The sequence below is a fragment of the Bacteroidales bacterium genome (assembly GCA_016709865.1).
In the GTDB taxonomy this organism is placed as follows: Bacteria; Bacteroidota; Bacteroidia; order Bacteroidales; family VadinHA17; genus LD21.
Genome location: JADJLX010000005.1, coordinates 1,395,796 through 1,416,442 on the forward strand (window position 1 = coordinate 1,395,796; position 20,647 = coordinate 1,416,442).

Consider the following 20,647-nt stretch of genomic DNA (forward strand, 5'->3'; position numbering starts at 1 on the left):
CTGTTTTTATGAATATGCATCTGTCTGACAATCATTCGCGCAGGAACTTTTTAAAAAAGGCCGGAGGTTTATCACTGGGAATTACAGGAACACCGATATTAACTGCCTGTGCCATCTCTAATGATAAAAAGGAATTAAAAGAACCGGGCACATTATTTACAGGGAAACCCGTTTCACTCGCTGACAGGATTGAAAGAGTCAAGATTGCTACTCTGGGGATGCAGCGTTATGACTGGGAGCAGGGGACTGTTGCTCAGGCTTTTCTGGAAATGGGCGAATTGGATCTGGCAATTTCTCTTGCCCGTGGTGCTATTCTCAGGCAGGAAAAGGGCCGTTTTTCAGTATTAAAGGGAAACGGACCAATAACTGATTGTGCAAGCGTTGGAGAGGTTGTACTTTTTGCAGCTGTGAAAACCGGTGATCCGATTTTCAGAAAAGGAGCGGATGAGATGCTTGAAGTATTTTTTAAGTCGGACCATAAAACTCCTGAAGGCATATTGTTTCACACGCAGGAACCGACAAAATGGATGATGAGCGATGCAAACTATATGCTTCCCCCTTTTCTGGCTGCATGTGGTGAGTACAAAGAGGCTATTAAGCAGATTGATGGCTGGCGCCAGTATCTTTATAATGATAAAGAAAAATTATACTCTCACATTTACGACTATCCGAAACAGAACTTTAAACGTGAAGATTTCTGGGGTACGGGAAGCGGATGGTCTGCAGCTGGCTTTACCAGAGTAATAATGATGCTTCCTGAAAGTATGGCTGAAGAAAAGAAGAAACTGATTGGTTATACCAAAGATCTGATTGACGGGTGTTTAAAGTATATGAGCGCGGACGGCACTTACCATGATGTAGTAAATAAGCCAGAAACATTTGTTGAAGTCAACCTTTCTCAGATGCTGGCCTATTCAATATTCAGAGGTGTCAAGGCTGGCTATCTCGATCGGGTGTATATCGAAAAAGCTCAATTAATGAGAAAAGCAGCAAACGACAGGGTTGATGAACTGGGATATATCCATGATGTATGCGGATGCCCGAACTTCGACAGAAGCTATTTCTCTCCCGAAGCTCAGGCATTCTATCTGCTGATGGAGGCTGCAGCAAAAACCTATGAAAAAGGATAATAGAATTTCCTAATATTTTTGAAGCATAGTCAGCATCCTCCGGTCGAGTTTGCTTCCATGCCAGTCTTCATAGACAATGTCTTTTCTGCCCGAGTCTAGTACCCCGAAGTCACCCCGGAAATTCCAGAAAGCCCATCCGATATTATTTTCGGTAAGAATGCTTAACACATCGCTCATCCAGGCAATAAAAACATCGTGAGGTGTCTCTCTGTAACAGCCGCATTCGCCGCAATGGACTCCTACCCCCTGTGTAACGAGTTCAGTCCATGGACGATAGAATTCCTCAAGACTCTTTCTGTCATAATACTTGCCATCGATAGTACCCGGCCAAACCGGCATGGGCGCGTCATCAGGATTTTTCCAGACCCATGATGCCCTGTAGTGTGATACTACTCCGGGATGATATCCTCTGCAGCTTTGACCTACTTTCAGATCGTTAAGTTCAGGAGTAACCTTACCTCCGCCATCATTTCCGTCAGCAACAACAAGACGTTTTGGATTCTGTTTGTGGATTACGTCGAGACAACCCTGAACAACCTTCCGGTAAATGTCACCCGGAACAGGGCCTTTTTTGCTGAACTGATCATTCATATCCTCGCGGAAGCAGGGTTCGTTAATGAGGTCGAAACTGAGCATCTTCTCAGATACATTATTGAATCTCTTCGCCCACATTTCCCAATGTTTAAAAAGTGCCTGCTGAGCCTGTTCATCTTTCCATAGATTATAGGGCTCATTGAAGCCTGCATTGATACAAAAACCGGGTACCCTGTGAAGGTTGAGACTTACATGCATTTTATGTTTATTCGCCAGATAAACAAGTTTTTCAATCTCAGCAATAACATCTTCATTGAAGTCCAGGACCTCATCAGGTGTTATCTGTTTATTACGGTCTGTACCCGGATCGAATTTTAAATAACAGGGATACTGGATAGGGATACGGACAAAATCAAATCCCCAGTCAGACATCCATTTAAAATCATCTTCTGTTGAGATGTTCCTGCCAGTGCGTGGCAGTTTCATTGGTCTGGAAGTATAAAAATCCATTAGATTAAATCCACGCCAGCGGGGCAGTTTATTTTTAGTTTTATACGGAAGCGACAAATCCAATGCTGAAAGTCCACCGGCCAGACCAATCATGGCACTTCCCATTCCGGCAGTTTTTACAAATGAGCGACGATTATAAATTCCCATAGCGATTGATATTATTAATTTTATTTTATTTCATTTCATAAATACGCACATAATCGACTATAAACTCCTGTGGAAAAATAGAATCATCAATTCCGGGTTCGCCCTCCTTAAAGTTGACCCACAGAGCCTGATTAAGAATCAGATACTGCGGAGCAATAAATGGCCACTCTCCTATCCCTTCACCTTTCGACTTACATGAAAAATACATCTTGTCATCCATAAAGAAATCCATCCTGTCGGCAAACCATTCAACAGCATAGATGTGAAAATCCTCATAAGGTTTTTCGTATGTTATTTTACCACCCCGGCTAGTACCTTTTGTATGATTATAATCCCGTGTATGGACATTTGCAGCAACTGTATTAGGATCATGTCCCCAGTACTCCATAATATCAATTTCTCCGCAGGCCGGCCAGCCGCCTGTGAGACCAAGGGTCCAAATTGCAGGCCACATGCCTCTTCCGCGGGGAAGCTTTGCCCTTACTTCAATACGACCATAGGTGAATTCATATTTACCCCTGGTATTAATCCTGGCAGAAGTGTATTTCTTCACTCCATCAACTTCTTCTAATCGTGTGGTAATAATTAATTTCCCGTTTTCAACCCGAACATTTTTAAGATCTCTGGTATGATACTGGGGTTCATTATTGGCTCTTGCCTTTCCCGTTTCGAAGTTCCACCTGGTTTCATCAGGAAGTCCGTTTTTATCGAACTCTTCAGCCCATATCAGCTTCTTTGTCTGAGGTTCGCTATTTGTTAAAGGCTGACTCTGCGCCAGTAAAGGCAAAAATACAAGCAGAAGTAGAAATATTTTTTTCATGACTGTAATTTAGATTATTTTGGATTATTGAATGCTGATTAAGTATTATATTGTGTTGTGTAATATCAATGCGTCATTGGATAAAGATATTCTAAAAATATAAAACAGAAACATGAAAACCAGGAACTTTTTCTTACCACTTTTTCTTGCGGGTATCGTCTCAGTTACAATTCTACAGATAAGCTGCCAGAATGGTAAAAACGAATATAAAGGAAAGCCGTTTGCAGATTCTGTTTATAAATCAGGAGCACAATTAATTCCCGGCAAATTGCAGTGCGAATACTATGATTTTGGGGGAGAAGGAATTGCATTCCATGATAATGACACAATAAACTCCGGGAGCGGCAGGTTGAATCCTGCTGATGGTTCATACCTCAATGAATTCCGGATTAATGAGGCCGTCGACATTTCCTATACAAAATTCCGTGATCCGGCAATCGATAACAGCCCGTTCAATTTTGTGGAACCTGAAAAAGATTCATTTTATGTAGGATGGACAGCACCCGGGGAATGGACAAAATATACTGTAAATGTAAAAGAGACAGGAACATATGAACTTGGAATAATGTACACATCAAATCAGAACGGAAAGATCTCTCTCTCGGTAAATGATATTGACAAAACCGGTCCTCTTCTCATTACTTCAACATTTGTGGCTGCCGATACTATAGCGTGGAGGCAATGGCATCACTGGAACTATATTGATAAACTGGCCCGTATAGACCTTAAAAAAGGAATCCAGACAATCACAATAAATACAATAGATATAGGCCAGATGAATTACGACTATATGATTTTTGAATTAATAAAATAGTATATTAGCTATACCAATATTATCAACCTTTGAACCAACCTAACCTGACTAATACCATTAAAGATGATTACAGATGCCCGATTTCAAAAACTTCCTGCATGGATAAAAAAAACCATGCTGTTTCTGAGTAAGATAAAAGTACCTTCAAAACTTGTCGTAATTGTAATTTCCGTACTGGCAACAATATGGTTCCTTGTACGCGTTATCCCTAAACCATCAAGAGCAACATACCCATGCATGCAGATTGTGGCGCCGATAATGTCGGGCTTTGTAATCTGGTTAATAACACTTTCAGGAGCAGTTTTTGCCTTCAGAAAAGCAAAATACAAAATTCTGGAAGCAAAATATATAGCAGCAGTATTATTTATTTTTATAGGAATTTCAGCCACCTGGCTTTTTATGACTCAATCCGCAGCTGAAACAAAAGCAGCCTCACTGGAGATCTGGTATAAGCCTAACATCCCTCTTGGTGTTGCGAAGGGTATCCATCCGGGAAGGGTTGCCTGGGGACACAACACAAAAATTGCATCCTGGGATGGTACAACAGGCAACTGGTGGGAGGATCGTTTCAATAATCAGACTGAAACGGATAAACTTCTTACACAGACACTGACAAGTCTGACCGGTGTGAAAAGTGAAAAGAAATCATGGAATGCGCTTTTTCAGCATTTCAATAAAACAAAAAATAACTCAGCTACAGGATATCAGGACGGACAAAAAATTGCTATTAAAGTAAACCTGAACAATACCTACTCACATGAGAGCAACAATGAGATTAATGCAAATCCTCATCTGATGCTTTCTCTGCTGAAAAGTCTTATCAATGAAGCCGGAGTAGCCCAGGAAAATATTACAATAGGTGATCCCAGCCGATTTTTGACAAATAACGTTTATGACAAACTCCATGCGGTTTATCCGAATGTACATTATATTGATCATAACGGCGGCGACGGACGTGAAAAAGCCACATTTGTTGAAAATGCAATACCATATTCAGTTGATAACGGGAAAGTAGCTACGGGACTTGCAACCAGTTTTGTGGAAGCAGATTATGTAATCAACATGGCACTTATGAAAGGTCATGTAAGTCAGGGTGTTACCCTCTGTGCAAAGAACTATTTCGGATGTACCAGTATCGAAGCCGACTGGAGGAAAAATGCGCACAGCAGCGGATTCAGTCAGAACAAGAAAGGATTGAAGACATATTCAGTTTATCCCGATTATATGGGACATAAGGATCTTGGAGGAAAAACTATGCTCTTTTTAATTGACGGGATTTACAGTAACAAATTTGTCGATAAAGTACCTGCCTTCAAATGGACACTAGCACCTTTTAACAATAACTGGCCGGGCAGTTTGTTTGCCTCCCAGGATGGTGTTGCGATAGATGCAGTAGTTCTTGACTTCATTTTAGCAGAATGGCCCGATGCACCAGATATGATGTACAGCGATTTTTCAGTAAATGAGAGTGCACTGGCTGACAATCCGCCTTCAGGAACAATATATGATCCTGAAAAAGACGGTACAAGGCTTACCAGCCTTGGCGTATCTGAACACTGGAACAATCCTTCAGAAAAGAAATACAGCCGGAACATGGGTAAAGAGACAGGTATAGAACTTGTTTATTCCCCTGTAAAAAAATAAATAATCAAGTCTCTCCATTTATCAGAAAATTAACAGATTAAACCAAATCAACCAAAAACCTATAACACATGAACAGAAAAATATTATTACTGGCAGCCTCACTACTTTTTTGTGGCCTGTTAACCTATGCGCAGAATGTTGGTTCTTCACCTGAGTATATAAAAGCTCTGACAGCTGACTGGAAAGGAGAACGATTTGCAGACGGAAGACCTAAAGTCTCAGATGCTATACTTGAAAGATTAAAAAACATATCCATTGAAGAAGCATGGGGCGTTCTCAGAAACAAGGGTTTTCAGAACCAATATGAAGGCGACTGGACAATTATAGATCCTTCCCAACCAATGACCGGAAGGGTTGTAACTGCTCAGTATATGCCATTAAGACCTGACCTGGAAAAACAGGTAAAAGCACAAGGTAAGATCGAAAACAGGGCTCAGCAGGGAGGAACAAACTCATGGCCTATAGATATTTTAGTTAACGGCGATGTTTATGTTGCTGATGCCTATGGCAAAATTGCTGATGGTACACTTATCGGTGATAACCTTGGTAATTCGATATTTGCAAAATCACAGAGAGGAGTTGTATTTTACGGATCAGTAAGGGATCAGGAAGGCCTTTCTGAAATTAAGGGATTCAACGGCTGGATAAAAGGTGCAGATCCTTCATATATTCAGCAGATGATGCTTGTTTCAATAAACGCACCAATACGTGTTGGCCGTGCTACAGTATTGCCTGGCGATGTTGTACTCGCAAAAAAATATGGCGTAATATTTATACCTGCCTACCTGGTCGAAGATCTTGTTTTAACTTCAGAAGTAACAGCACTTCGTGATGAATTCGGCCATCAGCGCCTGCGTGAAAAGAAATACCTTGCCGGTCAGATCGATAGCCAATGGAGCGAAGAGATCAAAAAAGATTTTCTGAACTGGCTGAATAACTACCCCGGAAAACTTCCAATGACCAAGGCTGAACTGGATAATTATCTGAAAGAAAGGAACTACTAACTATGAATAAAAAGTAGATTTTTGACTTTTCCTTAGTGTCCTTAGTGACTTACTTTGTGCGCCTTTGTGGTAAAAAAAAAGTTAACCACAAAGGGACACTAAGGCATCACAAAGGAACACAAAGGGAATCAAACAAAGTCAATTACTTTTATACAATAACAATATAAAATGAAAAGTATATTACAGCAGATTGCTGATAAAACAAGGATTCAGGAAAACTCTGAAAAGGAAGCCATAAAAGCTGAAATTGCAAACCCGGCAACAACAAATGACCGCCGTAATTTCCTGAAGAAGGCCGCTCTGGGTGGTATCGCACTCGGGGGAATGATGAAACTCTCAATTGAAGATACAATTGCACAAACAACCCAGAATGTGCAGAGATCTTCAGCTCCTTCTGAACTGAAAATTACTGATATGAGGATGGCAAACATCTATAATAAATGGATCATCAGGATAGACACCAACCAGGGAATTTATGGTCTTGGAGAAGTCAGGGACGGAGCAGACGGACGATATGCACTTTTCCTAAAGAGCAGGATATTAGGACTTAACCCATGTAATGTTGAGATGCTTTTCAAAATTATCAGACAGTATGGTTATCATGGCCGTCAGGGAGGTGGTGTTTGTGCTGTTGAGATGGCTTTATGGGACCTTACAGGTAAAGCTTACGGAGTGCCTGCATGGCAGCTGCTTGGGGGAAGATACCGCGATAAGATAAGGCTATATGCCGACACACCGGGTGCAAGGGACCCAAAAGCTTTTGCTGAAACAATGAAGAAGCGCGTTGACGAACAGGGATTTACCTGGCTTAAGATGGACCTTGGGATACATGTTGTTGCCAACATACCTGATGCACTTGTTAATACGAAATTCTGGGATGGCGCAACCGGACAATATGATTTGAAAGATTATATGAATTATGGAAATGCGCTCCATCCATTTACACAGGTACAGATTACTGATAAAGGGCTTGCAGGGCTTGCAGAATATGTTGAATCAGTAAGAAATGCAGTTGGTTATGAAATGCCTTTATGCGCCGACCATTTTGGTCACTTTGATATTAACAACTCTATCCGTTTCGCTAAAGCAATGGAGAAATACAGGCTCGCATGGGTTGAAGATATGGTTCCATGGTTCTATACCGACCAGTGGAAAACTGTTTCTGATGCTATTGAAACACCCACATGCACCGGGGAAGATATCTATATGTTAAAAGGCGGATTCAAACCACTTCTTGATGCCAGAGCAGTTGATATAATTCAACCCGACCTTGGAACATCTGGAGGACTGCTTGAAACCAAGCGTATCGGTGATTATGCAGAGGAGTGCGGAGTAGCTATGGCTATGCATATGGCTGGTTCGCCTGTTTGTTTTATGGCAAATGTACATTGTGCAGCCGCAACACAAAACTTCCTTGCACTTGAACACCACAGTGTTGACACACCCTGGTGGATAAACCTAGTAAAAATGACTGGCAGCAAACCAATGATTGAAAAAGGTTATGCCAATGTCCCGCTTGACTCACCCGGTCTGGGAGTGGAACTTAATGAGGAAGAGTGCAAAAAACATCTTGGCAGAGACACCAAATGGTTTGATCCTACTCCGGAATGGGATAAGAAAGTATCACACGACAGACTCTGGAGCTAATGGAGAAAGTGCTTTCAATGAAACGCTGGTATCGATTAATACCGATTGCCTTTATTACATATAGTCTGGCGTATCTCGACCGTGCCAATTTCGGATTCGCTGCAGCAGGCGGAATGGCAAAAGACCTGAATATTACTGCAGCCATGTCGTCCCTGCTGGGATCGCTTTTCTTTCTGGGCTACTTCTTCTTTCAGGTTCCCGGGGCACTATATGCTTCTAAAAAAAGTGCGAAGAAATTAATATTCTGGTCGCTGATTCTCTGGGGAGCTCTGGCCATGGCCACCGGTATGGTAAGCAATGTTAAAGGATTGATTGCGATCAGGTTTTTCCTTGGTGTAGTTGAAAGTGCAGTGATGCCTTCGATGCTTGTATTCTTGAGTATGTGGTTCACAAAATCAGAACGTTCGAGGGCTAATACATTTCTCATTCTTGGCAATCCTGTCACAATTCTCTGGATGTCAGTATTATCCGGCTACCTGATTGATTCTGTCGGCTGGCGGTGGATGTTTATATGGGAGGGACTCCCGGCAATTTTATGGGCATTTTTGTGGTGGTGGCTGGTTGTAGACAGACCCGGTGATGCCAAATGGTTAACTAACGATGAAAAGAGCGACCTGCAGGCAAAACTGGACCTGGAACAACAGGAGATTAAACCTGTTAAAAACTATGCAATAGCTTTCAGATCGAGAGTTGTTATTCTGTTGTGCCTGCAGTATGCGCTATGGTGCATAGGGGTATATGGATTTGTAATGTGGCTTCCGTCTATTATAAATGCTGCGCCTGACTCGGATATTATAAAAACAGGATGGCTGGCAGCAGTGCCATATCTCCTGGCAATTATTGGTATGCTGACTGCCTCCTATTTCTCAGATAAAACATTAATGAGAAAAACTTTTATCTGGCCATTTCTGTTAATAGGTTCTCTCGCTTTCTATGGATCTTACCTCATAGGAACCAGTAACTTCTGGCTCTCATATACATTGCTTGTTATTGCAGGGGGAGCAATGTATGCACCATACGGACCATTCTTCGCAGTCATTACCGAAGTTTTGCCAAGAAACGTATCAGCAGGCGCAATTGCACTGATAAACAGTCTGGGGGCATTAGGTTCATTTGTAGGGGCCTATATTGTTGGTTATCTGAATGGTACTACAGGCGGATTTGGAGCTTCCTATATTTTCATGGCAGGATCTCTTCTAATTTCCGGGATACTTACCATGATAGCAATAAAACCAAAAGAAGTAAAGCCGGCATAGCGAAAATTACTTTATGCCGACTCTTTTTTTATAATTCATTCTTTGCCCACAGATTGCTGGCTGATAATTCTACTGCTTTATTAAGGTTTTCAGTTGCTGCTTTAGTGTCGCCAAGACCCTTATAGCCAAGGCCTTTATACATCCAGGCATTTGATAACTGTATATTCTCAGCCTCACGCTCACCGAATTTTGCAAAGAAATCAATCTCTTCTCCCTGCTTTATCCTTTTATTACCCTCTTCAATCATCGAATTGAAAATCTCATTAGCTTTTGCTTTATTATTGATCTTGAGAAAACTAAGTCCCTGGTAATAATTAACATAACCGGTTCCTCTGATAGCCTGTTCTGTTGAAAGTGTATAATATGATTTTGCTTTGGCTTTGTTTCCAAGAGCCTCATAAGCCAATCCTATAAAATAATTTATCTGCGGACTTCGCATATCTCCGGTCCTGCGTCCCGGTCCTGCGGTTTCCGGAGTCTCAACTGTTGCAAGGAACTGCTTAAGTGCTTCATCATACTTCTTCTCTGCCAGATATTTTCTGCCGAGTAGAATATGTGCATCAACAGTAATATCTCTTACTCTTGAGCTGCCTTCCCGGAAATGAAAATTACTCTTGCTCAGATAATCAACAGCCTTTTCAGATTCTCCAGCAAGGTTTAGTACAATAATCTCCCTGACGAATGAATCATCGCGTTGTTTGACAACATCATTGCTGCCTTCGAAAAGCTTTGCCCGTTTAGCTATTGGTGTATTGCTCATTTCATAAAGAGGGTCAAGCTCTGCATAATAAACAGGTTCATCCTTCTTTGTCTCGAAAGCTTTTTCGTAGGCATTGATTGACTTTGGCAGATCCTGTGAATACTGGTAATAACCCCAGCCAAGATTTCTCCAGGCTGTGCTCATGGCCGGATCAAGACTTACAGCCGCTTCCCAGTATTTTATTGCGTTCTCTGGTTGCTTATCGTACAACAGATTACCAAGATAATAAAATGGTTTAGCATCATTCTTATTATAAGTAAGAGCACAATTCAAAACCTTGACATCTTCAAGACGATATGGAAAACCATAATCAATACTCATTGCCGAAGCTTTACTGAAATATTTTTCAGCTTCTGCTTTTTGCCCCTTTTTATCCAAAATATACCCGAGATAGTAACTTACCATCTGATCAGTCCCTTTAAACCTCCAAAGAATATCAGCGGCTTCGGTAAAGAGTCCGTCATTCATATAACCGGCTGCCAGTTCCAGGTAGTTTTCATCGTAATCTCTCATTTTCCTTGTTAATGAGGCTTTCAGTTCTTCACTCTTCTGAGTATTTCCTGACTTTTGTGCAAGAAGGTAATTCTCGTTTGCAGCCCTGAAGTCCAGAGGATCATGCACAAGAACTGATGCCAGTAAAGATCCGGCACCTTCCACATTACCAAGGATTCTGAGGATCGCTGCCTTCAGATTAATTGCACTGTTATTGACAGCATTTGTTTTTAGTGATTCATTTATCTGACCAAGGGCCTTCTGAAAATCGCCTCTCAGACATGAAATTCTTGCCAGTTCAAGATAGGCAGCAGAGTGCCATGCATAATCCCATGTGGCTCTGTAAAGTGTATCAACAGCTTCGTCATAAAGCTCAAGAGCTTTAAGTGTTAATCCCTGAAGGTAAAGCGGTTCGCATGCTGAAGGTCTTGTGTAATCTTTTGTAAGTCTGTTTATTGCCTTGCTGAAGAAGCTTCTGGCAATTGCATATTCTCCATTTCTCAGATGAATATTTCCGACAGCAGTATTTGTCCTGATATCATTTGGATCGCGCCTCAAAGCCTCCTCAAAATAATCCATCGCATTCAATGTAGGATTATAGAACTGAAGGATCCTGCTTCCTGTCAGGTAGAGTTCTTCGACTGTGGGAATATCTTTTGGCAGAGCAGGTCTCTTTACTGTTTCAGGTAATGGGCCTGTCTCTTTCTTTACCACCGGTTGATAGGCTACAAGCACTTGATTATCTGCTGTATTTATCATCTCAGTTGAAAGATCAGTGATATCAAATGTCCCGTCAATTTTAATTGTACCTGTAAAAGTTTTCTCGGGAGAAACTTCCATAGTTTTCTCGAAGATAACTTCACCTTTTCTTTTAAGAAGAATTCTGGCAGATGCAATTTTCTGAGTTGAATAATATCCCAGAAAAACTGTGTTTCCTTCTCTTTTTTCAAGATTGACCGCCCCGTTAAGGTTTGCATTTTTAAATCCCTGAATATCTTTCACAGGGTACCAGTATTGTTTGAATGTTTTCACCTCATATGGCCTTATCCAGCTGTAATCGGGCTGGTTATCAGAGAAAGCTCCAACCATAATCTCGACATAAGGTCCGGCATTCTCAGTAAGCCTGCCTTCAGTTGCCTGTCCGCGTGCACCGGAACCCCACTCCCACAATTTAGCACCTTTGACAACATTATGATCGCCAATATGAACAGTACCTATCTCTTTACCATGGTCATAACCTCCCATGAAATCCTCCTTCAGATCATATGCAAAATAAGAATTCTGATTCACTGAGTTTATCCAGTAACTTAGATCCACTCCCTTTGTAAAGTCCTCACCATTATATACTTCCGTTGAAAAAGGCCAGTTTGTGAAACTATTTTTTGCATGATAAGTAGCTACCCCGACGCTAGGGGGAAAAATGACCTGGTAATCCTTATTGGTATGTGCAGCCACATTTGCCCAGTAAAGAAATGTGTTAGTAAGTGGTGTCGGGTTATGAATCTTGACCTCCGCAGAATAGTATGACTTACCGGGATAGGCTGTTATACCTATTGTCCATCTCATCCGGTGTCGGGGTTCTGTTTCCCCGATCCAGATTGTTTTGCTTCCGTCACCATTCTCAGCCAGATCATAATCAACCGGCAGAAAAGTGGATGCTCTGTGATGATGAATAACGCACCATTCGATCCCGCCGGAAACCCATGCACCAGTCATTCCGATATTTGACGGTTTAACTACATCATTCTTATATATGAAATTATAGCCGTTTGTCTTATCAGTTCCGTAGTATAGCTTCCCTCCAATTTCAGGTGTCACACAAAGTTTAATATATTCATTCTCAAGCACCAGTGCTTTCCATGATTTATCCTTTTTATCATTGGAGATTACATCATTCAGCCCATAGGGATAAATATATTTTGATGCACCCTGATAAGATTCTCCCTTAAAGAACATCGGATTTTTATCGGGAGGGCTGACCTCATAGGTTGGTATCACCCATGACTGTTCAGACATTTTAACCTGTCCGGATAAATCATTCCACTGTGAAAATATTAACAGTAAAACAGAAGCAACCAGGAGACTTACGCTTCTTAAAATAGAATTTCTTCTCATCACAAATATTTTAAATGAATTCAATTATCTGACTACTCTACCCGAACCATCGCCTTTCATAAGCTGTTCAACCTCTGCAACCGAAACCAGGTTATAATCACCGTGAATAGTATGTTTCAGACAAGAAGCAGCCACAGCAAAGTTGAGACCTTTCTGGTCATCACCTGGGTAAGTGATCAGACCATAAATCAATCCTCCCATAAATGAGTCTCCGCCTCCTACCCTGTCGACTATGTGAGTTATCTGGTATTCAGGAGCTTCAAAAAGCTTTTTGCCATCGTACAGAACACCTGACCACGAGTTATGATCTGCGTTGATAGATCCCCTGAGAGTGATGATCACTTTTTTTGCCTGTGGAAACTTTTCCATCAGCTTAACGCATACAGACTCATATTTTGCAGCGGCAACATGCCCTAAGGCGACATCTCCACCTTCCGGTTTAATTCCGAAGACTTTTTCAGCATCTTCCTCATTACCCAGAATTATGTCGCAGCCATTAACCAGTCCCGGCATAACTTCGCCGGCTTTCTTTCCCCACTTCCAGAGATTTTTTCTGTAATTAAGATCACATGAAACAGTGATCCCCTTTTCACGTGCCGCTTTGATAGCCTCCTTACAAACCTCGGCAGCACCTTCGGAAATTGCAGGTGTGATACCTGTCCAGTGAAACCATGATACTCCTTCAAATACTTTATCCCAGTCGATCATGCCGGTCTTTATCGCTGCAATTGAGGAGTTTGCACGATCATAGATGACTTTACTTGGCCGTGCAACAGCTCCTGTCTCAAGAAAGTAGATCCCAAGTCTCTCGCCACCTTTTATTATGTAGTTTGTCCCTACATTATGCTTCCTGAGATCCATTAACACTGATTCACCCAGATCATTGTCGGGCAGCCTGGTGACAAATTCGGCATGAAGTCCGAAATTTGCCAGTGAAACAGCAACATTGGCTTCACCGCCGCCGAATGTTGCAATAAATGAAGATGCCTGTGTAAATCGCAGATGGTCCGGAGTAGCCAGACGAAGCATTATTTCACCAAAAGTTATTATTTTCCCGCTCATAATATTTTTTATATCGTTATTTGAAATGTATAAGATCCTGATCCAACACTATATACAGCATATCCTTTTTCCATCCTGCTAAATGTTACACCATTTTTACCGGATATTTTTGTTCCGCTTTCTGTCACCATTCTGCTGTCTGAAGCCGGCACATATACAGAAGCTGTGCAGCCAACAGGAACAACAACATTCATCGAGAATTTACCGCTTTCTTTTTTCCATTCAATGCTGCTTTTCCCGTATAAAGTAAGGTTTGAGTAAGAGGCAAAAGAAATATCGTTTACAGGTTCAGGACGGAAGATTATGTTCCGGTAACCGGGCTTTTCAGGATCAGCATTCATACCTGCAAGTTTTCTGTAGAGCCATACAATCCCTCCTCCGAACATAGGATGGTTACCTGATCCGGCATTGGTCCATCCTTCCCATGAGGTAGTTGCACCCTGTTCTATCCACCAGCCATAACCTGGTGCTGTGCGCTTATTCATAGCCTCATATGCCATCTCATGCAAGCCATTTTCCGACAGAACTTCGAAAAAGAACTGTGTACCGAATATGCCTGTATCCAAATGTCCTCCGTTGGCAATAATATCTGCTTTCAATGCTGCAATAACTCTTTCCCTCTGATCATCCGGTACACCCATTTTTAGGGCGAAAATATTTCCACCGAAAGCCCCGTAAGATCCTTTCTCCTTATCATAGAACTTTGCATGGAATGCCTGCCTTGTCTTTTCAGCAAGCTTCATATATTCTTCATATTCAGATATCTTACCAAGCACTTTTGCAGTTTTTGCAGTAAGTTCTGCACATCGCCACAGATAGAAAGTATGAACCATCTCATCAGGCGGCAGCTTATAAGGCTGTGACCAGTCACCGAGGTTCATCCATTTTAGCGGTTTACCATCTTTCCCTGTAGCCTGAGAGAACATAATTCCGGATTTGTCGGTCCAGGTAAGCATATACCTGATGTATCCTTTCATTCCTTCGTAGTTCATGCTCAGCATGCTGCTATCACCATATTGCAAATAAAATTCCCATGGCATTATGCTCATAGCTGCTCCCCATGCAACACCACCGCCGCATCCCGGCTGCCATGGAGCACCATTGGGCACATAGCCTGTTTCCGGATTCTGGGCTGCAAGAATATCCGCTATCCATTTATTATAGAAAGCAGTGGCATCGAAGTTGTGCATCACGGTTACAACTGCAACCTGGCCATCGCCGGTGTAGGGAGATCGTTCTCTGTTTGGGCAGTCGCTGGCGATTCCTCCGTGCATGTTATCGGTCTGACTGCGCCACCAGATCTTATTGATTTTATTGAATAACTCGTTCGAGCATTCAAACTTTCCTGTCGTTTCGACAAAGGTATATACTGCCTCAGCTGTTATTTGCTCAGGTTTTAGTTCTCCAGTCCAGTTTGATATTTCAACCTCCCTGAAGACAAACCATGTGAATCGCGCACTATACGATTCGGTTCCTGTTCCTTTTAGTGTATATGAGTTCTCTCCGTTTGGTGAATACTGCTGCAGATACTTTATATCTATTTTCTGTCCGGCTGTTCCAGAAAAATCCTTTATGTGAACCCAGCCCGAGATCTCCTGTCCAAAATCAACTTTGTATCTGCCATTTTCAAGCTTCTCTATCTTAACCGGATTGAGCACTTCCATCACCCTGTCGGGGTACGCCATATGAGCCCTGAGATCCCCCTCAGGAGCTTTTCGCAGAACCACCTTTTCCCAATTGTTATCATTGAAACTTGGTGCGCACCATCCTGTTTGTTCAAGACGTGCATCATAGTGCTCTCCATAAAAGACCATATCCATTAATATTGGACTTTTTGAGGCTTTCCAGGACTCGTCGCTGATAACAATTTCTTTACTGCCATCTTCATAAGTCACCTGCAGTTGTAAAATAAACCGGGGTGTCCCATAACCCAGATCCCAGTATTTGGCGGGATTGTAAAACCCATTCCCGAGGATAGCACCAACGGCATTTGTTCCTTTTTGCAATTCTGTGCTCACATCATAAGCGAGATACATAACTTTGTACTCCCTGAAATTATCTGCAACAGGAATACCCTGATTTATAAGGTCGGGACGTTTACCATAGTTGGTCTGATTAGGGACCAGGACATCTTGTCCAACTTTCTTACCATTAAGATAAAGTTCAAAATATCCAAGACCGGTAACATAGGCAACAGCTTTTACAACTTTCTTAGAGATGCTGAACTCCTTTCGGAGAAGCGGGGCCGGAGGAGGCAACTCCTGTGGCATCTTTGCTCCGGGATTGGAAGGTTTCGGAAGGGTCTCTTCACCCTGCCATGGAGCTCCGATCCATTTGGCTTTCCACTCTTCGGGTTTCAGAATACCCATCGACCAGAAAGCAGGCTCACTCCATTCTGAAACTTTACCTTTCCCATCCCAGACCCGAACCTGCCACCAGCAGTCCTGACCTGAGGTGAGTGGCTTGCCCTTATAAACAATATTTACCGATTCATCTGATGCAATCTTACCGCTATTCCACAGATCAGATTTGTCAGAAGTGAGCAGTTCCTTTGAAGAAGCTACATTTATCTGCCAGGCAGTCTGGCCCTGATTTCTTGTAAATTCCGGGTCAGTATTTATCCATGATAATCTGGGATTAGGGATATCAATTACCTGAGGATCTTTAAGATATTCACAGGTTAACCTTGAGGGGGTAATTTTTGCCAGCAGGGAGAAATGCATTACAATAAAGAAGGCAATAAGGAGTATTTTTCGCATGATTACAACATTAGTTTTCCATTGTGAAAAGTTATCAAAAAAATCTATCTTAGTTTTTGTTTAACAAATATTTTTTCTGATGTCCAGAATTATTGTAATTGGCAGTTCAAACACCGATATGGTGATCAAATCGAAAAAGCTGCCACTTCCCGGAGAAACAATACTAGGAGGCACATTTCTAATGAATCCCGGAGGCAAGGGAGCCAATCAGGCTGTGGCTGCTGCCAGACTTGGAGGAAATGTAACATTTGTTACAAAACACGGTAATGATGTATTCGGTTCCGAGGCAAAAAGTCTTTTTGACAGGGAAAGAATCAATACCTCATATCTTGTCAGGGATGAAAAAAACCCATCCGGAGTTGCCCTTATAACAGTTGATGAACATGGAGAAAACAGTATAGTTGTTGCCACCGGTTCAAATGGCACTTTATCGGCATATGATATTAGTGATGAAGTATTTGACTCCCATCCTGATGATATTTTTCTTATGCAGCTGGAGATCCCTGTCAGCACAGTCGAATTTGTCGCAGAGAAAGCAAATATGAAAGGAAACAGAGTGATTCTTAATCCCGCTCCGGCGCGTCATTTAGCTGATGAACTGTTAAAATGCCTTTTCCTGATAACACCTAATGAAACTGAGGCTGAAATTCTTACAGGAATAAAAGTAAACGACATTGCTTCAGCAGCGAATGCGGCTAACAGACTGCAGAAGATGGGAGTTCAGAACGTAATTATAACAATGGGAGGATCAGGGGCCTTTTTACAATCCGGGTCAATTTCGAAAATGATACCTGTTGTACCTGTGAAAGCCGTTGATACCACTGCTGCCGGTGATGTTTTTAATGGTGCCCTTGCAGTAGCAATTTCAGAAGGGAAGAACATTGAGGATGCTGTTGTATTTGCAAACAAGGCTGCAGCTATATCTGTAACCAGAATGGGAGCGCAGGCTTCGGCACCTTATAGGAACGAAATAAAATAGTTACACAGAGAGACACAGAGACAGCACAGAGAACCACAGAGAAGAATAGTAAACTTTGGTTTTGCTCTGTGAAACTCTGTGAATCCTCGGTGTAACTCTGTGTAACAAAAAACTTATCAATACCAGAAATATGAAAATCAAACTAATTGTCGGCTTATTAAGTATTAATCTATTAATCTTATTTGGCTGTTCAAATCAACCAAAAGAGAACAATTCTGTACCGGTTAAGATCATTTTCGATACCGACCTTGGTCCCGATTACGATGATGTCGGAGCCCTGGCATTTCTTCATGCTATGGCTGATAGCGGCAAGGCAGAGATCCTGGCAACTGTTTCATCTAACAAACATCTGCTTGTAGCTCCTTCAATTGAAGTAATAAACAGATATTTCGGGCGTCCTGAATTGCCAATAGGAGCCCCAAAATCTGAAGGAGTCAACCTCGGTTCGTCACAGCATTGGGCAGATTCCATTGTTGTTAAGTATCCGCACAGGATAAAAGCAACCAGTGATGTTGAAGATGCTGTAAATGTTTACAGGAGAATACTAAATTCACAACCGGATAACAGTGTTACTATTGTTACAGTTGGCTTTCTGACAAACCTCAATAACCTGCTTAAATCACAACCTGACTCTGATTCTCCGCTTACAGGTAAAGAGCTTGTAATGAAGAAGGTAAAGAACCTTGTATCAATGGCCGGCAGATTTCCTGAAGGAAAGGAATTCAATGTTCACATGGATTCAACTGCATCAATAAATGTATTTAATGATTGGCCGGGAGAAATTATTTTTACCGGTTTTGAGATCGGATGGGAGATCAGAACCGGCCTTCGTCTGATGAAAATGGAGGTAAGTGATTCGCCTGTAAAAGATGTTTTCAGAATAAGCATTCCTCTCTCTGCTGAAGACAAGGATGGCAGAATGAGCTGGGATGAAACGGCAGTATTAATCGGAGTATACGGAACCGAAGGTTTCTTTGATACTGTCAGAGGAAAAATAATTGTCAATCCTGATGGCAGCAACAGCTGGCAGGATGATCAGAACGGTAAACATCTTTATGTGAAGCAAAAAATGTCTGTTCCTGAAATGAGCAGATTTATTGAAGACAGGATGATGCATATACCAGTTAAATAGTTGCCCCCCATCCCCCCTGAAGGGGGGCTAATCTGTAGCAGGATTAGACCCCCTTTAGGGGGAAGGGGGCAAAAAACAGGCAAAAAAACGAATCTTATATATCACATATTTAACTAGTTATGAAAACAATAAAACATTTGATTTCAATTTCCATTGTTCTATTTTTAGCGATCTCATGCACTAACTCTTCAGAAGAATTCAGAACAATCAAACCTGAAGTACTTAAAGATAAGATTGCCGGCGGCTGGGCCGGTAAGATGGTTGGTGTTACATATGGCGCCCCTACCGAATTCAGGGCCCAGGGCAGGATCTACAGCGATTCGATAAAATGGAAACCTACTGATATAAGAGGAAGCATGTGGCAGGATGATATTTATGTTCAGCTTACATTCCTCATGTCGATGGATAAGTATGGAATTGACGCCCCATCGAAGAAATATCAGGAGATGTTTGCCAAAGCCGGATATATGTTGTGGCATGCAAATATGCAGGCAAGGAAGAATTACTATGACAGTATTTTTGCCCCGCTCTCTGGGACTCCTGAGTATAACATCCATGCCGACGATATTGACTTTCAGATCGAAGCAGACTATATAGGATTTATGTGTCCGGGTATGCCGCAGACAGCAACAAAAATTGCCGATAAGATCGGGCGCATAATGAATTACGGCGACGGAGTCTATGGAGGAATTTTTGTGGCAGCTCTATATTCTGAAGCATATTTTGAAACAAATATCCCTAAAATAATAGATAAGGCACTCTTGTCAATTCCCTCAGAAAGTGACTATTATAAGATTGTGAAGGATGTAATCAAATTACACAATCATTATCCCTCCGACTGGCAGGCGGCATGGAAAGAGCTTGAGGAAAAATGGGGCGATGTTGACATCTGCGGCGCCGGCTCAACCTTTAATATTGACGCAAAGCTGAACGGAGCTTATATTGTCATGGGACTTCTGTACGGAGATGGTGATCCGATGAAAACACTGGAAGTCTCAACCCGATGCGGTCAGGATTCAGATTGCAATCCTTCAAATGCACTTGCAGTACTGGGAGTAATTAAAGGTTTCAGCGGATTGCCTGAGAATATGCAGTCAGGAGTTAAAGCTCTCGGTGATACTTTGTTTATACACACAACCTATTCATTTAATACAGCTGTTGCAAATACCTACAAGTATGCTCTCGACCTTATTTCAAAAGACAGTGGCGAGGTTAGTGACAAAATTATAAAAGTAAAAATACAGGAACCTGTTGCACCTGCACTTGAAGTAGCATTCCCTAATCTAGTCTTTGATAAGAAAGTCTCAATCTTCGATGAAAAAGTCTGGTCGTTTAAAGGCAAATGGAAACCTCTTGAAGTAACAGGTAGAGATAAGCAGATGACAAAGCAATCATTTTACGCTGAAAAAGCAAGTGATGAACTTGATATAGCATTTACAGGTACAGGCATATCGTTAACAGGAAACTGGTATAAAGATGGAGGCAAGGCGGATGTATATGTTGATGGCACCCTTCACCGCAGTATCGACACCTATTATGATTTTGCAAATCAGCAACATACAGAAAGCATCTGGCATATTGTCAACCTCGCTCCGGGTGATCATAAAGTGAAACTTGTTGTAAAAGGAGAAAAACGTCCCGAATCAGCAGGAACCAGAGTATACATAACATCTGCAACAATCTTCAAAACAGCCCCGAAGAAAAATGAATCATATAAATTTTCTTTCGAATAACATTTAAATCTTGGTGAACCTTTGTGTCTTTGCGTCTTGGTGGCAAAAGAAATGCCACTAAGGCACCAATTCACTAAGCAATCACCAAGAATTTTGACTTTTGAACTTT

14 protein-coding genes are annotated in these 20,647 nt (G+C 41.8%); 9 read left to right on the forward strand and 5 right to left on the reverse strand.

Annotated features, from left to right (window positions below):
- The first annotated feature begins 8 nt into the window (after positions 1 to 8).
- Complete coding sequence (locus IPJ16_14380; protein MBK7628360.1) at positions 9 to 1,130, forward strand: glycoside hydrolase family 88 protein; 1,122 nt, start codon at positions 9 to 11, stop codon at positions 1,128 to 1,130.
- Between the two features lie 9 nt (positions 1,131 to 1,139).
- Here IPJ16_14380 and IPJ16_14385 read toward each other — a convergent pair whose 3' ends face one another.
- Positions 1,140 to 2,321, reverse strand: coding sequence for a cellulase family glycosylhydrolase (locus IPJ16_14385; GenBank protein ID MBK7628361.1), 1,182 nt, complete (start codon positions 2,319 to 2,321; stop codon positions 1,140 to 1,142).
- A gap of 25 nt (positions 2,322 to 2,346) precedes the next feature.
- Positions 2,347 to 3,141 carry a glycoside hydrolase family 16 protein gene (locus IPJ16_14390; GenBank protein ID MBK7628362.1) on the reverse strand — a complete coding sequence of 265 codons (795 nt, stop codon included), beginning with the start codon at positions 3,139 to 3,141 and terminating at the stop codon, positions 2,347 to 2,349.
- A 112-nt stretch (positions 3,142 to 3,253) separates the two neighbouring features.
- On the opposite strand from IPJ16_14390, the gene IPJ16_14395 reads away from it, so the two are divergent.
- From IPJ16_14395 to IPJ16_14415, 5 genes are all read left to right on the forward strand, one after another.
- Complete coding sequence (locus tag IPJ16_14395; protein ID MBK7628363.1) at positions 3,254 to 3,955, forward strand: carbohydrate-binding protein; 702 nt, start codon at positions 3,254 to 3,256, stop codon at positions 3,953 to 3,955.
- Between the two features lie 63 nt (positions 3,956 to 4,018).
- Positions 4,019 to 5,599 (forward strand): DUF362 domain-containing protein, encoded by a 1,581-nt coding sequence (locus tag IPJ16_14400; protein MBK7628364.1) that lies wholly within the window; start codon positions 4,019 to 4,021, stop codon positions 5,597 to 5,599.
- Positions 5,600 to 5,667: 68 nt separating this feature from the next.
- Positions 5,668 to 6,603: an RraA family protein gene (locus IPJ16_14405; GenBank protein MBK7628365.1), complete on the forward strand. Its 936-nt coding sequence runs from the start codon at positions 5,668 to 5,670 to the stop codon at positions 6,601 to 6,603.
- A 168-nt stretch (positions 6,604 to 6,771) separates the two neighbouring features.
- Positions 6,772 to 8,250 (forward strand): mandelate racemase/muconate lactonizing enzyme family protein, encoded by a 1,479-nt coding sequence (locus IPJ16_14410; GenBank protein MBK7628366.1) that lies wholly within the window; start codon positions 6,772 to 6,774, stop codon positions 8,248 to 8,250.
- On the forward strand, positions 8,250 to 9,506 hold the full coding sequence (locus IPJ16_14415) for an MFS transporter (GenBank protein MBK7628367.1): 1,257 nt from the start codon (positions 8,250 to 8,252) through the stop codon (positions 9,504 to 9,506). Before IPJ16_14410 ends, IPJ16_14415 begins: the two co-directional genes overlap by 1 nt.
- Before the next feature lie 28 nt (positions 9,507 to 9,534).
- On the opposite strand, the gene IPJ16_14420 is transcribed toward IPJ16_14415, so the two are convergent.
- From IPJ16_14420 to IPJ16_14430, 3 genes are read right to left on the reverse strand one after another with little or no spacing between them, the layout of a single operon-like run.
- Positions 9,535 to 12,873, reverse strand: a complete 3,339-nt coding sequence (locus IPJ16_14420) for a DUF5107 domain-containing protein (GenBank protein MBK7628368.1) — start codon at positions 12,871 to 12,873, stop codon at positions 9,535 to 9,537.
- Positions 12,874 to 12,897: 24 nt separating this feature from the next.
- The gene (locus IPJ16_14425; protein ID MBK7628369.1) at positions 12,898 to 13,935 is read right to left on the reverse strand and encodes a sugar kinase; all 1,038 of its coding nucleotides are present in this window, start codon (positions 13,933 to 13,935) and stop codon (positions 12,898 to 12,900) included.
- A gap of 8 nt (positions 13,936 to 13,943) precedes the next feature.
- Entirely contained in the window at positions 13,944 to 16,694 is a 2,751-nt protein-coding gene (locus IPJ16_14430) for a family 78 glycoside hydrolase catalytic domain (GenBank protein MBK7628370.1), read from the reverse strand.
- Positions 16,695 to 16,773: 79 nt separating this feature from the next.
- Here IPJ16_14430 and rbsK point away from each other — a divergent pair, with 79 nt between their 5' ends.
- From rbsK to IPJ16_14445, 3 genes are all read left to right on the forward strand, one after another.
- Positions 16,774 to 17,673, forward strand: a complete 900-nt coding sequence (gene rbsK, locus IPJ16_14435) for a ribokinase (protein ID MBK7628371.1) — start codon at positions 16,774 to 16,776, stop codon at positions 17,671 to 17,673.
- Between the two features lie 130 nt (positions 17,674 to 17,803).
- Positions 17,804 to 18,805 (forward strand): nucleoside hydrolase, encoded by a 1,002-nt coding sequence (locus IPJ16_14440; GenBank protein ID MBK7628372.1) that lies wholly within the window; start codon positions 17,804 to 17,806, stop codon positions 18,803 to 18,805.
- A 119-nt stretch (positions 18,806 to 18,924) separates the two neighbouring features.
- Positions 18,925 to 20,538: an ADP-ribosylglycohydrolase family protein gene (locus tag IPJ16_14445; GenBank protein MBK7628373.1), complete on the forward strand. Its 1,614-nt coding sequence runs from the start codon at positions 18,925 to 18,927 to the stop codon at positions 20,536 to 20,538.
- Positions 20,539 to 20,647: the final 109 nt, after the last annotated feature.

Coding starts and splice junctions, on each gene's coding strand:
- IPJ16_14420 (MBK7628368.1), bottom strand. CDS start 12,873: ATGAGAAGAAATTCTATTTTAAGAAGCGTAAGTCTCCTGGTTGCTTCT.
- IPJ16_14430 (MBK7628370.1), bottom strand. CDS start 16,694: ATGCGAAAAATACTCCTTATTGCCTTCTTTATTGTAATGCATTTCTCC.
- IPJ16_14380 (MBK7628360.1), top strand. CDS start 9: ATGAATATGCATCTGTCTGACAATCATTCGCGCAGGAACTTTTTAAAA.
- IPJ16_14425 (MBK7628369.1), bottom strand. CDS start 13,935: ATGAGCGGGAAAATAATAACTTTTGGTGAAATAATGCTTCGTCTGGCT.
- IPJ16_14445 (MBK7628373.1), top strand. CDS start 18,925: ATGAAAACAATAAAACATTTGATTTCAATTTCCATTGTTCTATTTTTA.
- rbsK (MBK7628371.1), top strand. CDS start 16,774: ATGTCCAGAATTATTGTAATTGGCAGTTCAAACACCGATATGGTGATC.
- IPJ16_14410 (MBK7628366.1), top strand. CDS start 6,772: ATGAAAAGTATATTACAGCAGATTGCTGATAAAACAAGGATTCAGGAA.
- IPJ16_14400 (MBK7628364.1), top strand. CDS start 4,019: ATGATTACAGATGCCCGATTTCAAAAACTTCCTGCATGGATAAAAAAA.
- IPJ16_14440 (MBK7628372.1), top strand. CDS start 17,804: ATGAAAATCAAACTAATTGTCGGCTTATTAAGTATTAATCTATTAATC.
- IPJ16_14415 (MBK7628367.1), top strand. CDS start 8,250: ATGGAGAAAGTGCTTTCAATGAAACGCTGGTATCGATTAATACCGATT.
- IPJ16_14405 (MBK7628365.1), top strand. CDS start 5,668: ATGAACAGAAAAATATTATTACTGGCAGCCTCACTACTTTTTTGTGGC.
- IPJ16_14395 (MBK7628363.1), top strand. CDS start 3,254: ATGAAAACCAGGAACTTTTTCTTACCACTTTTTCTTGCGGGTATCGTC.
- IPJ16_14390 (MBK7628362.1), bottom strand. CDS start 3,141: ATGAAAAAAATATTTCTACTTCTGCTTGTATTTTTGCCTTTACTGGCG.
- IPJ16_14385 (MBK7628361.1), bottom strand. CDS start 2,321: ATGGGAATTTATAATCGTCGCTCATTTGTAAAAACTGCCGGAATGGGA.